Consider the following 16,605-nt stretch of genomic DNA (forward strand, 5'->3'; position numbering starts at 1 on the left):
CAGCCGCGAACAGCCTTGAGCACGGCAGAGTCGGCACGGCCAGGCGGAGTGTCGCCTGCCAGCCACTCAGGCATAGACGCGCTGGCCGCGATAGATGCGCACCGAGCCGCTGGGCGCCGCCTGTGGCAGCGCCACGCTGGCCACCGGCTTGGCGGCGGGCGTCGGCGGGCGTTGATCGGCGAGTTCGGCCAGGCGCTGGCCGAGCCGACGGGTTTCTTCGTCGCTCGACTGCAGGCAACCGCCGAGCATGGCGATCACCGCATCGCTCTGGCTCAGGCGGATATCCAGGGCCAGTTCGTCGCGCAGCCGGCGACGCAAGGCTTGCATGCAGTCCAATAGCGCTTTGTTCAGTTCCATGCCGCTTCCCCCAGGTTGGTTGAAGGGTCACCCCTGGCCTCGTCCTGACGCCTGTGTGACCGGGCCGGGCGTATTCCCTCGCCCGGCTGCCCATCGCCCGCGGCGCCGTGCCGCGGAGCACGAGCGGCTCCAAGGCCGCCCGTCGCTGAACTCGAATGATCCTCAGCAAACTGCGTACCAGTTCAAAAAACGCGGAACCACGGGGCTGGCGGCGGGTCGATGAGGCTGTCGCGCCCTTCGTCGGTGCGCCGCGCACCTGCTTGGCGCGGCGCTGATCGGCCATCGGCGAATCGGTATACTGCGCGGCACTTTCGTTTACCCCGTTCCAGACAAAGGTCCGACCATGCGCAACGATGCCCACGACGAGCTCGATCACCTGCCCAGCCTGACGCCCGGGCGCCGCGAGGAATTCGCCGAGCCCCAGGACGAGCCGGCCCCGCGCCCGCAGCGCGCGCCGGCCGGCCCGGCGGCGGGTAAAGGCGCCAGCACCGGCCCGCTGTGGGCGCTGGTCGGCGCGCTGAGCATCGCCCTGGGCGGCCTCGGCTGGTGGAGCCTGCAGCAGATCGGCCTGATGGAGCAGCGCCTGGTGGCGACCCAGGAAAGCTTCGCGCGCATCAGTGAGGAGGCCGCTGGGCGCATCCAGGACATCTCCGGCAAGGTGGTGGCCACCGAATCGAACGTCACCAGCGGCAGCGAGGCGCTCAAGCTGCAGGTCAAGCAGCTGGAGAATCGCCTCGCCGAGCTGGGCAAGCAGCAGCAACAGGCCGCCAGCGCGCAGGCTGCGCTGGACAAGCGCCTCGAGCAGCTAGGCAGCGAGCTGAAAAGCGGCCTCGGCGCCAGCGCCGCCTTCGACAAGCGCCTGCAGGCGCTGAGCAGCGAGCAGGCCGCGCTGAAGAGCGCGCAGGGCGAGGCCAAGGCGGCGCAGGCCGAACTGGCCAAGCTCGATGGCCGGATCAAGAGCCTGAGTGGCGAGATCGACACGCTGAAGCAGCAGGGCAACCCGGCCCAGGCCATCCAGCGCCTGGAACAGGACCTGCTGGTGCTGCGCAGCGAGCTGGACAGCCGCCCTGCCGCCAGCGCCGGCCCCAATACCGCCGAGTTCGACGCCTTCCGCGCGCAGATGACGCGCAACATCAACACCCTGCAGAGCCAGGTGATCAACCTGCAGCAGCAGCTCGACGCGCGCTGAGGCGTCGCGCTAAACGCACAAGCCCCGCAATGCGGGGCTTGTGCGTTTACGCTCGCGGCTGAAGCCCCTCCCACAGGCGCTGTGGGTGTTGCGGGAGGCGCTTCAGCGGCGCGTTTCGTTGCCGGGCTTACAGTCGCGGATAGTCGATATAGCCCACCGGGCCGGCGCTGTAGAAGGTCTGCGGCTGCGGTTCGTTGAGCGGCGCGTCCTGCTGCAGGCGGGCCGGCAGGTCCGGGTTGGCGATAAAGGGGATGCCGAAGGCCACCGCATCGGCCTTGCCCTCGGCCAGCCAGGCATTGGCCTGATCCTTGGTGAAACGCTCGTTGGCGATGAAGACGCCGCCGAAGGCTTCCTTCAGGCTCGGCGACAGGCTGTCGTCGGCTTCCTGCTCGCGGGCGCAGATAAAGGCGATGCCGCGCTTGCCCAGCTCGCGGGCGACGTAGGTGAAGGTCTCGGCGCGGTTGGCATCGCCCATGTCGTGGGCGTCGGCACGCGGCGCCAGGTGCACGCCGACGCGGCCGGCACCCCACACCTCGATGGCGGCATCGGTGACTTCCAGCAGCAGACGCGCGCGGTTCTCCAGGCTGCCGCCGTAGCGGTCGGTGCGCTGGTTGGTGCTGCTCTGCAGGAACTGGTCGAGCAGGTAGCCGTTGGCGCCGTGGATCTCCACGCCGTCGAAACCAGCGGCCTTGGCGTTCTCCGCGCCCTGGCGGTAGGCCTCGACGATATCGGCGATTTCCTCGGTTTCCAGCGCGCGCGGGGTGACGAACTCCTTGATCGGGCGCACCAGGCTGACGTGGCCGGCCGGCTTGATCGCGCTCGGCGCCACCGGCAGTTCGCCGTTCAGGTAGATCGGGTCGGAGATGCGCCCGACGTGCCACAGCTGCAGGACGATCTTGCCGCCGTTGGCGTGCACCGCCTTGGTCACGTTGCTCCAGCCGCGGATCTGCGCCTCCGACCAGATGCCGGGGGTGTCCGGGTAGCCGACGCCCATCGGCGTGACCGCGGTGGCCTCGCTGATGATCAGCCCGGCCGAGGCGCGCTGCACGTAGTACTCGGCCATCAGCGCGTTGGGCACGCGGCCTTCGTCGGCGCGGGTGCGGGTCAGTGGCGCCATGATGATGCGGTTGTTCAGGGCGAGGTCGCCGATCTGGATCGGGTCGAAGAGCGTGGGCATGGTGAATCCTCCGTGGGGAGCGATTGGGAAAAGGATGTTCAGAGTTGCTGGCCGAGGCGTTCGACGAAGGCCTGGATGGTCGCCTCGTTGCGCTTGAAGAAGTGCCACTGGCCAACCTTGCGGCTGCTCACCAGACCGGCGCGCTGCAGGGTGGCCAGGTGCGCCGACACGGTGGACTGCGACAGCCCGCAGCGCTGGTTGATCTTGCCGGCGCACACGCCGATCTCGAGCGGATGCTCCTGGTCGGCGAAGTGGCGCTCGGGCTCCTTCAGCCAGTGCAGGATGTCGCGCCGCACCGGGTGGGCGAGGGCTTTGATGATGGCGTCGAGGTCCATGGTGTGGGTTCGCTGTATCGGCATGGGACGAACCTTATATCGGTCTGTGGCGATATACAGATCGTTTGTGCCGATAGCCGTTATCGACGGCTTCGATTCTGCGAGGCGGCCGGTTAAGCTCGGCGCATGAACTACCTGGCCCACCTGCACCTCGGCGGCGCTGCCCCGCCGCAACTGCTTGGCAGCCTCTACGGCGATTTCGTCAAGGGGCCGCTGGGCGGGCAGTGGCCGGCGGAAATCGAGGCGGCCATCCGCCTGCACCGGCGCATCGACGCCTTCACCGACAGCCATCCGCTGCAGGCGCGTGCGCGGGCGCGCTTCCCCGCCGCGCGGCGGCGCACAGCCGGCATGCTGCTGGATCTGTTCTTCGACCACTGCCTGGCGCGCGACTGGGCCGACTACGCCGAGCAGCCGCTGGAGGCCTTTACCGCGCGGGTGTACCGGGTGCTGGCCGACGAGCCCCAGCTGCCCGGGCGCCTGGCGCTGATCGCGCCGCGCATGGCGGCGCAGGACTGGCTCGGCAGCTACCGCGAGTTCGCGGTGCTGGAGCAGGTGATCGCCGGCATGCAGCGACGGCTGTCGCGACCGCAGCTGCTCGACGGCAGCCTGGGCGAGCTGGAGCGCCTGTACCAGCCGCTGAGCGAGGATTTTCGCGCCTTCTACCCCGAGCTGATGGCGTTCGCCCGCGGCGAGCGGGGTTGAGACGATTGCCCCGGTGCGCCGCGCGCACCGAGGTTACCCCGTCGGCTGCAGGCGCAAACGGCGGATCAGCCATTTCTCCAGCTCGGCGACGACGAACAGCGCCAGCCCGGCCAGCACCACCCGCGCCCACTGCGCCGCATCCAGCGCGGTGGAGTGGAACAGCCGCTGCAGCGGCGGGGCATAGGTGTACAGCGCCTGCAGCAGCAGGCAGGCGGCGATGGCCAGCAGCACGGCGCGGCTGCCGAACAGGCCGTCGAGGCTGAGCACCGAGGCGAAGATGCGCCGGCTGTTGATCAGGTAGAACACCTCGCACATCACCACCGCGTTCAGCGCCATGGTCCGCGCGCTGTCCAGCCCGGTGCCGTTGTCCAGCTCCCAGAGGAACAGGCCGATGCCGGCGCCGGCCATCAGCAGCGACACCAGCAGCACGCGCCAGACGAAGAAGGCCGACAGCAGCGGCTCGTTCGGCGCCCGTGGCGGGCGGTCCATCAGCCCGGCCTCGGCCGGCTCGAAGGCCAGCGCCAGGCCCAGGGTCACCGAGGTGACCATGTTGATCCACAGCACCTGCGCCGGGGTCAGCGGCAGGGTCAGCTGGAACAGGATGGCGGCGATCACGATCAGCGCCTGGCCGCCGTTGGTGGGCAGGGCGAAGAGGATGAACTTCTTCAGGTTGTCGTAGATCGCCCGGCCCTCGCGCACGGCACCGGCGATGGTGGCGAAGTTGTCGTCGGCCAGCACCACCTCGGCCGCCTCCTTGGCCGCCTCGGTGCCCTTGTCGCCCATGGCCACGCCGACGTCGGCGCGTTTCAGCGCCGGGGCGTCGTTGACCCCGTCGCCGGTCATCGCCACCACCTCGCCGCTGGCCTGCATGGCCTGCACCAGGCGCAGCTTGTGCTCGGGGCTGGCGCGGGCGAACACCTCGACGCCGGGCAGCACCTGGCGCAGCTGGCGCTCGTCGAGCAGCTCCAGTTCGGCGCCGGTCAGCGCCGGCAGGCCGACGCCGATGCCCAGCTGGGCGCCGATGGCACGGGCGGTCTCGGCGTGGTCGCCGGTGATCATCTTGACCCGGATGCCGGCGCGCTGGCATTCGGCGACGGCGGCGATGGCTTCCTCGCGCGGCGGGTCGATGATGCCGACCAGCGCCAGCAGGCACATGTCCTGCTCCACGTCGGCGAAACTCAGGCTGCGCTGGGAGGCGTCAGCCGGGCGGCTGGCGATGGCCAGCAGGCGCAGGCCGCGGGCGGCCAGGTCGGTGGCCTGGCGCCGCCAGTAGTCGGCGTCCAGCGGCTGGCTGCCGCCGTCGGCGCCGCGCTGCTCGCGGCACATCTCCAGCACCCGCTCCGGCGCGCCCTTGAGGTAGATGGTCCCGTGGCCTCGATGATCGTGATGCAGGCTGGCCATAAAGCGGTGTTCGGACTCGAAGGGAATGGCGTCGCTGCGCGGCAACTGGGCGTGCAGGGTGGCGGCGTCCAGGCCGGCCTTGAGCGCCAGGGTGTGCAGCGCACCCTCGGTTGGGTCGCCCTGCAGGCGCCAGGTGCCGCCGGCGTCCTGCTGCAGCTGGGCGTCGTTGCACAGCGCGGCGGCGCGGGCGATTTCCAGCAGCGCGGCATCCGGTTCCATCAACGCGCCGTCCAGGTGGAAGGCGCCTTGCGGGGCGTAGCCGACGCCGCTGACGTCGAGGATGCGGCTGGCGCTGACCACGCGCTGCACGGTCATCTCGTTGCGCGTCAGGGTGCCGGTCTTGTCCGAGCAGATCAGCGTCACCGAACCCAGGGTCTCCACCGCCGGCAGACGGCGGACGATGGCGTTGCGCCCGGCCATGCGCTGCACGCCGAGGGCGAGGATCACCGTCATCAGCGCCGGCAGCCCCTCGGGGATGGCCGCGGCGGTCAGCGCCACCACCATCATGAACATCTCGGCCGGGTCCTGGCCGTGCCAGAAGGTGCCGAGGGCGAAGGTGGCCAGGGCGAAGATGAGGATGGCCAGGGCCAGCCAGCGGCTGAACTGCTCGATCTGCCGCAGCAGCGGGGTGGTCATCGCCTGCACCTGCTGCAGCATGGCGCCGATGCGGCCCAGTTCGGTGCCCGCGCCGGTGGCCACCACCAGGCCGCTGGCCTGACCGCTGGCCACCAGGGTGCCGGAATAGGCCATACAGCGGCGGTCGCCGAGGGCGGCATCGGCCTGGCAACGGGCCAGGGATTTCTCCACCGGCAGCGATTCGCCGGTCAGCGCCGCTTCCTCCACCAACAGGTTCTTCACGCTGAGCAGGCGCAGGTCGGCCGGCACCTTGTCGCCGGAGGCGAGCAGGACGATATCGCCGGGCACCAGCTGCTCGGCGTCGATCTCCAGGCGCTCGCCGCCGCGCAGCACCAGGGCATGCGGCGACAGCAGGTTGCGGATGGCGTCGAGGGCGTTTTCCGCCTTGCCTTCCTGGATAAAGCCGATCACCACGTTGATCAGCACCGCGGCGAGGATCACCCCGGTGTCGACCCAGTGGCCGAGCAGGGCGGTGATCAGGGCGGCGGCCATCATCATGTACAGCAGCACGTTGTGGAACTGGTACAGCAGGCGCAGCAGCGGGCCGCGCCGCTTGGGCGGCGGCAGCCGGTTGGGCCCGTGCAGCTGCAGGCGAGTGGTGGCCTCGCGCTGCTCCAGGCCGCTCGACGAGCTGCGCTGGGCCTCCAGTGCTTGTTGTGGAGTCAGTTCGTGCCAGGCGTTGTCAGAGTGTTCAGGGAGCCGAGTGTCCATTCGGGTGTCTCTGTTCGATGTCCCGCTAGGACCTTAGTCGGTTTCTCCGCGCCTGGCCTGATCTGCATCAAGCATCGGGGGGCTGTCCAGGCGCTCGACGGAGCGGGCCAGATGCCTGCCGAGGAGGATGAGATGAACAAGATACTGGTGGCGACCGACCTTTCCGAGCGCTCGGCACATGCCACGCAGCGCGCCGTGCAGTTGGTGCGAAGTCAGGGCGGTGGGGACTGGAGCCTGGTGCATGCGGTCGATGACGATGCGCCGACGGTATTCGTACAGAATCAGGTGCGTCAGGCCGAGACCCTGCTGCAGGCGCAGGCCGAGCGTCTGGCCGAGCAGGCCGGCAGCCGGCCGCGAGTGGTGGTCGACAGTGGCGACCCGGCCTCGCTGCTGGTGGCGAGTGCACAGGAGCTGGCGGCCGACCTGCTGGTGGTGGGGGCGCACCGCAAATCGATGTTGCGCGATTTCTTCGCCGGCACCACCCTCGAACGGCTGGTGCGCAGCAGCCATCTGCCGGTGCTGCGGGTCAATGGGCCGGTGATGCACGAGTACCGTAGCGCGCTGCTGGCGCTGGATCTATCCAGCGGCACTTCGCAGCAGGCCTTGCGTCGGGCACGGGATCTGGGGGTGCTGAACTCGCTGGATCTCGCCGCGGCCTGCGCCCTGGAGCTGCCTTCGAGCGGCACGATGACGGAGGCGGGGCTCGGCCCGGCGTTGCTGGAGAATCAGCGCAGCGCCGCCCGTGATCAGGCTGTCGCCCAGCTTCGCGAGGAAGGGGTGGAGCTGGCAGCTGAGTGCCTGCATGTCGCGTTTGGTTCTCCCGAGCGGGTGATCGGCGAGGCTCAGCAGCAGTCTGGCGCCGATCTGCTGGTGCTCGGCACCCATGCGCGCCAGGGACTCGCGCGTTTCGTCCTGGGCAGCGTGGCCAGTCGTCTGCTGGCCGAGGTGGATTGCGATGCGCTGATCGTGCCGCCGTCGGCCTGAGAAAGGCCTGTGCTGCAATCAGCGCCGCCCACAGCTCCTGGGTGGCCGGCCTGGTGTGGGCTTCAGGCGGCCTCGCGCTGGGCTGCCGGCGCGTCCAGCTGTAGGGCGGCGGCGATGCGGCTCTGCGCCTGGCGCGCCAGTTCGTTGCGGCTGGCGCTGTTGCTGGCGATCGGCGCCAGCAGCTGGATCTGCACCTCGCCGGCTTGGCTGCGCAGCAGGCGCAGCAGGTGGCTGAGCATGTCGTCGTCGCCGACGAAGGGCGCCACCGGGCACGGCTGGCCGCCGCGCAGGTAGCGGATGGCCACCGGTTGCAGCGGCACGCCGCTGTCGATCGCGCTCGCCAGCAGGCGGCCGTGGAAGGTGCGCAGGCCCAGGCCGTCGGTGGTGGTGCCCTCGGGGAAGATCAGCAGGTGGCGGCCGCGTTGCAGATGGCGCCCCAGCTGCTGGCCGACCAGGTTGCTGTCGCCCGAGCCGCGGCGGATGAACAGGGTGCCGGCCTTGTGCGCCAGCCAGCCGGCCAGCGGCCAGGTGCGCACCTCGGCCTTGGACAGGAAGGAGATCGGCTGCAGCGCGCCGAGCAGCGGGATGTCGGTCCAGGACACGTGGTTGGCGACCCACAGCATGGGCTGGGCCGGCAGCTCGCCTTCGACGCGCACGCGAAACGGCAGGGCGCCGCTGAGGCGCGCGAGGAACCAGCGGGTCAGGCGTTGGCGCAGGGCCATCAGGTCGTGGCGCACCAGGCGTTCGCACAGGCTGACCACGCCGGCCAGCAGGGCGCCGCAGGCGATCACCAGCAACAGGTGGGCCAGGCGCAGGGACAGACGCAGTTGGGCCATCGGGGCCTCCGCATAAGGATGAGTGGCGGCATTATCCATGCACAGGAGCGTTTGGCGATGCCTGGCTGTCTGGCTGTAGGTTGGGGCGAGCAGCGACGGAGCCCAACGAGAGCGGGGCGGCGCAACGCCGACGTGTGGCCGCACATCGCCCGTTGGGCATCGCTGCGCTCAGCCCAACCTACACGGCCGCCTTGAAGTGGCGGGCATAGCGCGGGCACAGCTCGTCGCGCTTGAGCAGGATGAACACGTCGGCGACCTGGAAGTCGCGGTCCCAGCAGGGCTCGCCGCAGATCTTCGCGCCCAGGCGCATGTAGGCCTTGAGCAGCGGCGGCATCTCGGCGATGACGTTGCCCGGCACGTCCAGTTGCGGCAGCGGGTGCCTGGGTTCGGCGCGCAGGTGTTCGGTGCACAGGTAGCGTTCGCGCAGGCGCTGCATGATCGCCTGGGCCTGGATGCCGCCGTCCTGCATGGAGATGCTGGCGCACCCCATCAGGTAGCGGTAGCCGCCCTCGTTGAGCACCTCGGCCAGTTCGCCCCAGAGCACGGCGATGGTGGCGCCGTTGCGGTAGGCGCCATCGACGCAGGTGCGGCCGATCTCCAGCACCGGGCCCTGCAGCCCGGCCAGGCCGTGCAGGCTGAATTCCTCTTCGCTGTAGTAGCGGCCGAGGCCGGCGGCGGCCTGGTGGTCGAGCAGGCGGGTGGTGGCCACCAGCTCGCCGCTGTTCATATCACGCACACCGATATGCCGGCAGTGAATGTCGTAGTCGTCCATGTCCAGGCCCAGTTCGGCGCCGTTGAGCTTGGCGTCGAATTCGGCGCTGAACACCCGGTAGCGCAGGGCCTGGGCTTCGCGCAGGGCGGCGGGGCCCACCAGGCGTTCGGCCTGCAGGCGGCGTGCGGTGTTGGGTGCAGTCTGGGTCATGCCTGAGCCTCCTTAAAGCCGGCTTTCGGGACTTGCAGCCGGTCGATCTTGTTGGGCAAAGTCAGGCTAGGTAGCCGCGGTGTCACCACCGTGAAGCTTTTTTGATGCTTGTGTGACGGCCGCCGGCCGTTGCCTGGAGGGAATACGCGATGCCCTGGTCAACCCTGCTGCAACCCGCTGCCCGCCTGAGCGCCGAACAGGGCCTGGAGGACTGGTACGGCCGGCTGCTGCAACGCCTGGGCGGGGCGCCGCAGCCGTTCGAGCTGGCCCTCGGCGGGCGCCTGGCGGCGACGCCGGGGCTGGCCTTTCTCGCCGGCTACCAGGCGGCGCTGCGCGTGCTGTGGCCGGCGGCGCCCTGGTCGGCCGGCGCGCTGTGCGTCACCGAAGGGCGCAGCACGCGGCCGGCGGATATGCACACACGTATCGACGGCCTGCATATCGACGGGCGCAAGGACTTCGTCACCGCCGCCGAGTGCGCCGACTGGCTGCTGGTGGCGGCGCGCGAGGACGGCCCGGGCGAGGCGCCGCGCCTGGTACTCGGCGTGGTGCGCCAGGGCGCGCCCGGGGTGCGCATCGAGGCGCTGCCGGCACTGCCGCTGATGCCGGATATCGGCCACGCCCGCCTGCATCTGCAGCAGGCGCAGTGCGAGCGTCTGGCCGGCGACGGCTGGGCCGACTACGTCAAACCCTTTCGCAGCATCGAGGACGTCCACGTGCTCGCCGCGCTGTGCGCCTGGCTGCATGGCGTCGGCCAGGAATGCGCCTGGCCCGAGGCCCTGCAGCTGCGCCTGCTGGCGCAGCTGGCCGGCTGCGCCGAGGTGGCCCGGCAGTGCCCGAGCGCGGCGCCCACGCACCTGCTGCTGGCCGGCCTGTTCGCCCAGCAGCGAGCGCTGGCGGCCGAGCTGGACGCCGCCTTCGCCACCGGCCCGGCGCCCTGGGCGGCGCTGTGGCAGCGCGACCAGGGCCTGCTGCAGATCGCCGAAGGCGCGCGGGCCAAGCGCCTGGAGAAGGCGCGGCAGATTGTCGCCCGGGCTTGATCCATATCAGTACGCCGCACAGGGCGCGGCCCTAAGGTTGCCTCGCGTTTCGTCTACGAGGTTTCCATGCGCCGCGAGCCCATCGTGCTGTTCGATAACGGCAGCCACCAATGCCTGATGTTCGATGACCTGGTCAGCGGCGAGGGCGTGCAGTCCAACCAGTTCCTGATCACTGACCATGAGCAGTACCTGCTGCTCGATCCGGGCGGCGACCTGACCTACACGCCGCTGTCGCTGGAGCTGTCCAAGCACATCCCGGTGCAGGACCTGACCTACATCTTCGCCTCGCACCAGGACCCGGACATCATCGCCTCGCTGGACAAGTGGCTGCTGCACACCCGGGCGCGGGTGATCTGCTCCAAGCTGTGGGCGCGCTTTCTGCCGCACCTGACCGCCAACTACCTGGCGTTGAGCCGCGGCATCAACACCTTCGATCGCATCATCGCGCTGCCCGACCGCGGCCAGAGCATCGCGCTGGGCCAGTGCACGCTGAAGGCGGTGCCGGCGCATTTCCTCCATTCGGTGGGCAACTTCCAGCTGTACGATCCGGTGAGCAAGATCCTCTTCTCCGGCGACATGGGCGCCTCGCTGGTGGACGACGCCAACCCGGTGCGCGACTTCGTCAATCACCTACCCAACATGGAGGGCTTCCACCGCCGCTACATGGCCGGCAACAAGGCCTGCCGGCTGTGGGCGGCGATGGTCCGCGAGATGGACGTGGCGATGATAGTGCCGCAGCACGGCCGGCCCTTCGTCGGTGCGGAGATGATCAGCGCCTTCCTCTACTGGATCGAGAACCTCGAATGCGGCCTCGACCTGATGGGGCCGGAGGACTATCGCCTGCCGAGCTGAGGCGCGCTCGGTGGCTTGGCTGCGATGGGGCGCGCTCCCCGTTGGGCTGCGCTGCGCTCGGCGCCAACCCACCTTTGCCCGCGTGCAGGGGCGGCGCGGCGCTTCAAGCGGTCACCGGCTCCGTGCTAGGGTGCGCCTCGATTTCCTAGCGAGGCCGCCCATGAGCCCCTTTTCCCTTCGCCGTATGAGCCTGCTGCTCGGCCTCAGCCTGCTGGCCGGCATCGCCCGGGCCGAGTCCTGGCCGCAGCCGGACTGGCAAACCGCCCCCCACAGCGACAGCCCGGCGCTGGCCGCGCTGGAGGCCTACGCCTTCCCGCCGCGCGACGACGCCACGCGCCTGGGCGTGCGCAGCGATGCGCTGCTGGTGGTGCGCGACGGCCGGATCGTCTACGAACGCTACGCCGCGCCGACCCGCGCCGACACCGCGCACCTGACTTGGTCGATGGCCAAGAGCCTGCTCGCCACCACCCTCGGCGTGGCCTACGGCGAGGGCCGCTTCAAGCTGGACGCGCCGGTAGCCAAGTACTACCCGGCGATGGCCGAGCACCCGCAGGTCAAGGTCGGTCACCTGCTCAACTGGGCCTCGGGTCTGGCCTGGCAGGAGGACTACGAATACGCGCCGCTGCAGTCCTCGGTGATCGCCATGCTCTACACCCGCGGTCGTGACGACATGGCCGGCTTCGCCGCGGCGCATGCCGCCGACGCCGCGCCGGGGGTGCGCTTTCGCTACTCCAGCGGCGACAGCAACCTGCTGGCCGCCGCGCTCAAGGGCATGGTCGGCGCCGAGGCCTACCCCGACTACCCCTGGACTGCGCTGTTCGAGCCGCTGGGCATCGCCAGCGCGACCTGGGAACGCGACGGTGCCGGCACCTTCGTCGCCTCGTCCTACGCCTACATGAGCGCCCGCGACCTGGCCCGCGTCGGCCTGCTGCTGCAGCGCGGCGGCCGCTGGGGCGAGCGCCAGCTGCTGCCGCCGGCCTGGGTCGAGTTCGTCGCCACGCCGTTCGCCGGCTACCAGCCGCAGACGGCCAAGCCCGGCGACGCGGTACCCGGCGCCCACTGGTGGCTCAACGCCGAACTGCCCGGCGCCGCGCGGCCCTGGCCGGATGCGCCGGCCGATACCCTGGCCGCCCTCGGTCACTGGGGCCAGGGCCTGTACGTGCTGCCCGAGGAGAAACTGGTGGTGGTGCGCTACGCCGACGATCGCGACGGCAGCTACAGTCATAACGAACTGCTCAAGCGCGTGCGTGCGGCCTTCGCCGAGGAGGTGCAGCCATGATCCGTCGTCGTCCCTGGCTTACCCTGCTGCTGTTGCTGGTCATCGTGCTGATCGCCCTGGCCTGGCCCAATCGCGCGCACCTGGCGGCGTTCCCCGACATCATCGGCGCCTACACCGCCAAGGAGTACTGCTCCTGCCGTTACGTCAGCGGCAATCCGGCGGCCTATTGCGAAGGTTACGTCGCCCAGTACGTGCCCATCGGCAGTCTGCTCGACGATACGGCCGGCAAGCGGGTGACCGCCAGCGGCCTGGGCCGCACCCACAGTGCCGTCTGGCTGGGCGCGCGCCAGGGCTGCCAGCTGTTGCCGAACGACTAGCGACCAACCCTCTCCCCGCAATGGGAGAGGGGAGCCTAGCCCCACGATCTTGAGCCAATGGCACCGGAGCAGGGCGCCGGGCTTTGCAAGCCCGGCCGCGGCGACTATCGTTGCGCCTGGTCATGCCGTTTGCCGAGTCCCCATGCGTCGTTCGCTGTTTGCCCTGCTGCTGGCTGCCGCCTTGCCCGTCCAGGCCGATTGGTACCTGGACAACGAGTCCTCGCGGCTGTCCTTTATCTCCACCCATTCCGGCAACCTGTCGGAGGTGCACCGCTTCCTCACCCTGCACGGCCAGATCACCGCCGACGGCCGCGCCCGCCTGCGCATCGAGCTGGACTCGCTGAGCACCGGCATCCCGCTGCGCGACGAGCGCCTGCGCGCCATGCTGTTCGACACCGAGCGCCTGCCCGAGGCGCGGGTCGCCGCGCAGGTGAACCTGGCGCAGCTCACCGACCTGGCGCCGGGTGCGCAGCTGGAACTGCGCCTGCCGCTGACCCTGACCCTCAACGAGCGCGCGCGCCAGCTGGAGGCCGAGCTGCTGGTCACCCGCCTGGACGACCGCCGCTTCCAGGTGGTCAGCCTGGCGCCGCTGGTGCTGCACGCCGAGGACTTCGGCCTGGCCAGCGGCATCGAGGCGCTGCGCAAGGTGGCCGACCTGTCCGCCATCAGCCTGTCGGTGCCGGTGGGTGCGGTGCTGATCTTCACCGCTCGCTGATGCGCGGCGCGATCTTCCCCTGGCGCGGCGGCAACCGCTTCGCCCTGCTGCTCGACGGCCCGCAGTTCTTCCCGCGCATGCTCGCCGCCATCGACGCCGCCGAGCGCCAGGTCGAATTGGAGCTGTACCTGGTCGAGGACGGCCAGTGCAGCGAGCGCCTGGTCGCCGCGCTGTGCCGGGCGGCGGCGCGCGGCGTGGCGGTGCGCGGCCTGTTCGACGCCTTCGGCTCCGCCGGCCTGGGCCAGGCGCTGCGCCAGCGCCTGCAGGCGGCCGGGGTGCAGCTGCGCTGGTACAACCCGCTGCGCTGGCGCCGCGGCCTGCGCAATTTCCAGCGCGACCACCGCAAGCTGCTGCTGGTCGACCGGCGCCTGGCCTATGTCGGCGGCACCGGCGCGACCGACCGGTTCTGGCTGCCGGAGCAGGCCGACAGCGCCTGGCACGAGGTCATGGTGGAGATCGAAGGGCCGCTGGTGCACGACTGGCAGCAGTTGTTCGAGTACCAGTGGCAGGCCTGCCTGGCGCGCTTCGCCTGGCAGCCGCCGCGGCTGCCGGGGCTGCGCAAGCTGCCGGGCAATCCGCCGGCGGGGCAGGGCCTGGGCAGGGTGGCCTACGCCGATGCGGCGCAGCACCGCGACATCCTGCAGTCGCTGGTGCGCGCGCTGCGCGTGGCCAAGCATCGGGTGTGGCTGGCCACGCCCTATTTCCTGCCGACCTGGAAGGTGCGCCGGGCGTTGCGCCGGGCCGCGGCCAGCGGCGTCGAGGTGCGCCTGCTGCTGACCGGCCGGCACACCGACCACCCGCCGGTGCGTTTCGCCGGCCAGCGCTACTACCCGCGCCTGCTCAAGGCCGGGGTGCGCATCTTCGAGTATCAGCCGCGCTTCCTGCACCTGAAGATGGTGCTGGTGGACGACTGGGTCAGCGTCGGCTCGTGCAACTTCGACCACTGGAACCTGCGCTTCAACCTCGATGCCAACCTCGAGGCGCTCGACCCCGAACTGACCGCCGCGGTGACGGCCAGCTTCGTCGCCGACTTTGCCGCCAGCGCCGAGATCACCCTCGACGAGTGGCGCGCGCGGCCCTGGTGGGGGCGCCTGCAGCAGCGCCTGTGGGGCTGGCTGGATCGCCTGGCGGTCAACCTGCTCGATCGCTGGCGCTGAACGCCACGCAATACCGGCCCGCCCCCTGGGAAAGTTCCCCGTTGGCCTGATGTTTCGTCATTCAGCAGCCTGAGGGTGGTCGCGCGCCGCCCGCGCCAGGGCGCCATTCATACTTTCGGGCGACAGATGAAATCCCTCCTTGGTGCGCTTATCCGGGCGTCGGTCGCTGCGTAGGGTGCAGGGCAGTCGCACCCCAACCTCAGGAGACCCGCATGACAAGAACAACAGGGCCCGGAATCTTCCAGCCGCACACCTTGGCCTTGGCCATCGCCGTCGGATTCGCCGCCCCCGCGCAGGCCATCACCTTCAATATCGGCGAGATCGAGGGCCAGTTCGACAGCTCGCTGTCGGTCGGCGCCAGCTGGTCGGTACGTGGCGCGGACCCGGATTTCGTCTCCGTCGCCAGTGGCGGCAAGGCCTCCTCGCGCACCTCGGACGACGGCCGGCTGAACTTCAAGAAGGGCGAGACCTTCTCGAAGATCTTCAAGGGCATTCACGACCTCGAGCTGAAGTACGGCGACACCGGTGTGTTCGTCCGCGGCAAGTACTGGTACGACTTCGAGACCAAGGACGAGAGCCGGCTGTTCTACGACATCGAGGATCACAACCGCAAGACCGCCGCGCAAAGTGCAGGTGCGGAAATCCTCGACGCCTTCATCTACCACAACTACAGCCTCGGCGATCTGCCGGGCAGCGTGCGGGTCGGCAAGCAGGTGGTCAGCTGGGGCGAGAGCACCTTTATCGGCAACAGCATCAACTCGATCAACCCCATCGACGTCGCCGCCTTCCGCCGCCCCGGCGCCGAGATCAAGGAAGGTCTGATTCCGGTCAACATGATTTACGTCTCGCAGAGCCTGAGCGACAACTTCTCGGCCGAGGTGTTCTATCAGCTGGAGTGGGACCAGACCGTGGTCGACAACTGCGGCACCTTCTTCTCCACCTCCGACGTGGTCGCCGACGGCTGCGAGGATCGTCTCGTGGTGTTCGGCCCGGACCTGCCGCCGGGCGAGTCGACCAACTCCTTCGTCGACAACGCCTACATTCCCCGCGCCGGGGACCGCGACGCGCGCGACAGCGGCCAGTACGGCCTGGCCCTGCGCTGGTTCGCCGAACAGCTCAACGACACCGAGTTCGGCCTCTACGCACTGAATTACCACAGCCGCAACCCGGTGTTCAGCACCATCCGCACCACCACGCCGAACTTCGTCAGCTTCATTCCCGGTGCGCCGAACGCGCGCTACTTCATCGAGTACCCGGAGGACATCCGCCTCTACGGCCTGAGCTTCCAGACCAACGTCGGCGGCACCGCGCTGTCCGGCGAGATCAGCTACCGGCCGAACATGCCGATGCAGATCAACTCCACCGACCTGTCCTTCGCCGCCCTCGGCCTGCCGTTCAACCCGGTGTTCGAGAGCGGTCATGCGCAGAACGTCGCCAGCGCCGATCTCCACGGCTACGAGCGCAAGCCCTTCACCCAGGCACAGCTCACCGCGGTGCAGTTCATCGATCGGGTGCTCGGCGCCAGCCGCCTGACCCTGCTCGGCGAGGTGGGCTGGAACCATATCGGCGGGATCAAGGACGACCCCAGCGAGCTGCGCTTCGGCCGCGACCCGATCTACGGTGCCGGCGAGTTCAGCGCGCCGGGGGTGTGCGCCGCGTTCAACGCCGCCAACCCGGACGAATGCCAGGGCGACGGCTTCCACACTGACACCTCCTGGGGCTACCGCCTGCGCGCCAGCGCCGACTACAGCAACGTCTTCGCCGGGGTCAACCTGACGCCAAGCGTGGCCTGGTCGCATGACGTCGACGGCTACGGGCCCAATTTCAACGAGGGCAGCAAGGCCATCAGCATCGCCCTGAATGCCGACTACCAGAACACCTACAACGCCAGCCTCAGCTACACCGATTTCTTCGGCGGTGAGTACAACACCATCACCGATCGCGACTTCGTGGCCCTGAGCTTCGGTGTGAACTTCTGATCAACCACGCGCAAAGGAT

16 protein-coding genes are annotated in these 16,605 nt (G+C 69.6%); 10 read left to right on the top strand and 6 right to left on the bottom strand.

All coding sequences use genetic code 11. The annotated features are described in order from the left end of the window. Positions 1–66 precede the first annotated feature (66 nt). Positions 67–357 carry a hypothetical protein gene (locus tag ACW9UL_RS05030; protein WP_021445244.1) on the bottom strand — a complete coding sequence of 97 codons (291 nt, stop codon included), beginning with the start codon at positions 355–357 and terminating at the stop codon, positions 67–69. A gap of 343 nt (positions 358–700) precedes the next feature. Between ACW9UL_RS05030 and ACW9UL_RS05035 the strand changes: the two genes are divergently transcribed. Then, positions 701–1,546 (top strand): ATPase, encoded by an 846-nt coding sequence (locus tag ACW9UL_RS05035; RefSeq protein WP_457789282.1) that lies wholly within the window; start codon positions 701–703, stop codon positions 1,544–1,546. 127 nt (positions 1,547–1,673) lie between these two features. Here the strand turns inward: ACW9UL_RS05035 and ACW9UL_RS05040 are convergent, their stop codons facing one another. Beyond that, positions 1,674–2,723 (bottom strand): alkene reductase, encoded by a 1,050-nt coding sequence (locus tag ACW9UL_RS05040; protein ID WP_122108332.1) that lies wholly within the window; start codon positions 2,721–2,723, stop codon positions 1,674–1,676. Positions 2,724–2,761: 38 nt separating this feature from the next. Further along, complete coding sequence (locus ACW9UL_RS05045; protein ID WP_031303395.1) at positions 2,762–3,082, bottom strand: ArsR/SmtB family transcription factor; 321 nt, start codon at positions 3,080–3,082, stop codon at positions 2,762–2,764. Positions 3,083–3,184: 102 nt separating this feature from the next. On the opposite strand from ACW9UL_RS05045, the gene ACW9UL_RS05050 reads away from it, so the two are divergent. Beyond that, positions 3,185–3,760, top strand: a complete 576-nt coding sequence (locus tag ACW9UL_RS05050; RefSeq protein ID WP_122108334.1) for an acyl carrier protein phosphodiesterase — start codon at positions 3,185–3,187, stop codon at positions 3,758–3,760. Positions 3,761–3,793: 33 nt separating this feature from the next. Here the strand turns inward: ACW9UL_RS05050 and ACW9UL_RS05055 are convergent, their stop codons facing one another. After that, the gene (locus ACW9UL_RS05055; protein ID WP_457789285.1) at positions 3,794–6,508 is read right to left on the bottom strand and encodes a cation-transporting P-type ATPase; all 2,715 of its coding nucleotides are present in this window, start codon (positions 6,506–6,508) and stop codon (positions 3,794–3,796) included. A gap of 132 nt (positions 6,509–6,640) precedes the next feature. Between ACW9UL_RS05055 and ACW9UL_RS05060 the strand changes: the two genes are divergently transcribed. Next, positions 6,641–7,492, top strand: coding sequence for a universal stress protein (locus ACW9UL_RS05060; RefSeq protein ID WP_457789287.1), 852 nt, complete (start codon positions 6,641–6,643; stop codon positions 7,490–7,492). Between the two features lie 62 nt (positions 7,493–7,554). Here the strand turns inward: ACW9UL_RS05060 and ACW9UL_RS05065 are convergent, their stop codons facing one another. Continuing rightward, on the bottom strand, positions 7,555–8,328 hold the full coding sequence (locus ACW9UL_RS05065) for a lysophospholipid acyltransferase family protein (protein ID WP_457789289.1): 774 nt from the start codon (positions 8,326–8,328) through the stop codon (positions 7,555–7,557). A 178-nt stretch (positions 8,329–8,506) separates the two neighbouring features. Then, on the bottom strand, positions 8,507–9,250 hold the full coding sequence (gene olsB / locus ACW9UL_RS05070; RefSeq protein WP_021444159.1) for an L-ornithine N(alpha)-acyltransferase: 744 nt from the start codon (positions 9,248–9,250) through the stop codon (positions 8,507–8,509). Between the two features lie 149 nt (positions 9,251–9,399). On the opposite strand from olsB, the gene ACW9UL_RS05075 reads away from it, so the two are divergent. From ACW9UL_RS05075 to ACW9UL_RS05105, 7 genes are all read left to right on the top strand, one after another. Beyond that, positions 9,400–10,287: an acyl-CoA dehydrogenase middle domain-containing protein gene (locus ACW9UL_RS05075; RefSeq protein ID WP_457789291.1), complete on the top strand. Its 888-nt coding sequence runs from the start codon at positions 9,400–9,402 to the stop codon at positions 10,285–10,287. 66 nt (positions 10,288–10,353) lie between these two features. Next, the gene (locus ACW9UL_RS05080; protein ID WP_021445675.1) at positions 10,354–11,139 is read left to right on the top strand and encodes an oxygen-binding di-iron domain-containing protein; all 786 of its coding nucleotides are present in this window, start codon (positions 10,354–10,356) and stop codon (positions 11,137–11,139) included. A 160-nt stretch (positions 11,140–11,299) separates the two neighbouring features. Further along, on the top strand, positions 11,300–12,418 hold the full coding sequence (locus tag ACW9UL_RS05085) for a serine hydrolase domain-containing protein (RefSeq protein WP_457789293.1): 1,119 nt from the start codon (positions 11,300–11,302) through the stop codon (positions 12,416–12,418). Beyond that, positions 12,415–12,735, top strand: a complete 321-nt coding sequence (locus ACW9UL_RS05090; protein ID WP_122108339.1) for an amidase — start codon at positions 12,415–12,417, stop codon at positions 12,733–12,735. The genes ACW9UL_RS05085 and ACW9UL_RS05090 overlap by 4 nt, the downstream gene beginning before the upstream one ends. Before the next feature lie 142 nt (positions 12,736–12,877). Then, complete coding sequence (locus ACW9UL_RS05095; RefSeq protein ID WP_397496201.1) at positions 12,878–13,450, top strand: YceI family protein; 573 nt, start codon at positions 12,878–12,880, stop codon at positions 13,448–13,450. Beyond that, positions 13,450–14,607, top strand: a complete 1,158-nt coding sequence (locus ACW9UL_RS05100; RefSeq protein ID WP_397496202.1) for a phospholipase D-like domain-containing protein — start codon at positions 13,450–13,452, stop codon at positions 14,605–14,607. Before ACW9UL_RS05095 ends, ACW9UL_RS05100 begins: the two co-directional genes overlap by 1 nt. A gap of 212 nt (positions 14,608–14,819) precedes the next feature. Continuing rightward, entirely contained in the window at positions 14,820–16,586 is a 1,767-nt protein-coding gene (locus tag ACW9UL_RS05105) for a DUF1302 domain-containing protein (RefSeq protein WP_397496203.1), read from the top strand. Positions 16,587–16,605 lie beyond the last annotated feature (19 nt).

Source organism: Pseudomonas sp. PL-6, assembly GCF_054110165.1.